Source organism: Psychrobacter sp. UBA3068 (genome assembly GCF_002366815.1).
In the GTDB taxonomy this organism is placed as follows: Bacteria; Pseudomonadota; Gammaproteobacteria; order Pseudomonadales; family Moraxellaceae; genus Psychrobacter; species Psychrobacter namhaensis.
Genome location: NZ_DFBY01000035.1, coordinates 37,480 through 39,026, shown reverse-complemented (window position 1 = coordinate 39,026; position 1,547 = coordinate 37,480). Strand labels below are relative to the sequence as shown.

1 protein-coding gene and 1 pseudogene are annotated in these 1,547 nt (G+C 42.2%); both read right to left on the bottom strand.

The window, feature by feature from the left end; translation table 11 throughout:
* Positions 1-864, bottom strand: an 864-nt coding sequence (locus B2P60_RS08755) for an RNA-guided endonuclease InsQ/TnpB family protein (protein ID WP_286740801.1), incomplete at its 3' end; no start/stop codon positions are given.
* Between the two features lie 185 nt (positions 865-1,049).
* Positions 1,050-1,547, bottom strand: a pseudogene (locus B2P60_RS08750) (DNA polymerase III subunit gamma/tau); the annotation flags it as partial.

Genomic DNA, 1,547 nt, shown 5'->3' with positions numbered 1-1,547 from the left:
GGTGGTGATTTTATGCAAGTAGTCATGTCTGATGTTGGCGATATGATGGTGTAATTTTTGAATCTTATGCTTTTGCTTTTTCCAGTTTTCACTGAATTTTACTTTTTTCGCCAACCCACGTTGCAGCTTGGCAAGTTTGATTTGGTTGGCTTTAAAGCTGTTCTTAGGCTTGATAGTTTCACCGTTTGAGGTGGTGATGAGTTTGCTAATCCCCATGTCTAAGCCAATGGCGCTGGTGGCAGGGTGACGAGGGTGCTCAGCCAGTTTACGCTCTGTGCCAAACGACACGTACCAGTGCCCCGATTTCTTGCTGATGGTGATGTTTTTGATGGTGCCGATGATGTCTTGCGATTTTCTGAATTTCACCAAGCCAATACCATTAGGTAGTTTGACGCGATTACCCTCAACACGGCAATACTTATCAAACTGAACCAGTCTGATTGAGTCACAACCATCGGATTTGCGCTTAAATTGTGGCATTAGAGGTCGATGCTGGATCTCAGTGCCGTCTGCCAGTTTAAAGAGCTTGGGCTTACGAGGTTTCTTTTTATTTTCTTTTAATCTGGCGTGTACTTTGGGGTCAAAGAATCGTGACCAAGCAGACGCAAGATCGCGTATCTTTTGTTGTAAGGATACGGCGTTTGAGCTGGTTTTTAAGAAAGAAAATTCAGGGTTGTTCTTTAAGCCAACAATTTTATTAACGAGGTTGGTGGCATTGATAAACTCATTTTTAGCAAACATCTCAAACGATATTGCCAGCATGTGATTCCAAACAAAACGGGCTGAGCCGACAAGATTATTTAGAATAATTTCCTGCTCTATATTAGGCTCAAGCCTAAATTTATACGCTTTGTTGAGTTTCATAAACGCCAATTCATTCTGTTTAATATAAACACTAACGTTTATTAAGGATAGTGTCAGTAATTAATTTTTATAAAAATATAACAAAGACTAACCGACCTTCGTCTCCACCCTAATGTCGGGTAGCGTCCTCTTTTGCTTTTTTTGATAGGCTTTCTAGTAAATTTAACAACAAATTTTTTGACTGCTTAATACAGTTGCACCTTACCCATTTTGCCTTCACCCCGCTCAGTCAAATACTGCATTACTGGTGTATTTAGCAATTTAGACTCTGCCACCGTTTTGGCTTGTAATAAACGTTTTTGTTGACGGCGTTCAGGTGTCTTATCATCAGCTTGCATGATGCTACCATCAATGCGTAAATCAATCTTTGCTTGGGTAAACTGGTGTTGCAGCTTTGCAGCTAACTGCTGAAAGGTGGTTTGTAAATGCCGGCTATCCACACTCGTCACAAAGGTTGCTTGGCCATTACACAGGCCTGTCACCATACCTTGACGCGCAAGTGCCAATTCATCTTGAGCCAACACGTCAGATTCACGAGCCGTTTGTAGCCAGTAATCCCACTTCTCTGGTGTCCACTCACCTGTCAACTCTTGCGGTGGACAACGCAGCAAAGTACGAGGATCATCGTCAGTATGAGTGACTAACTGAGAATCATTTGCGTCAGGCTCAACAACTGGTTCAGG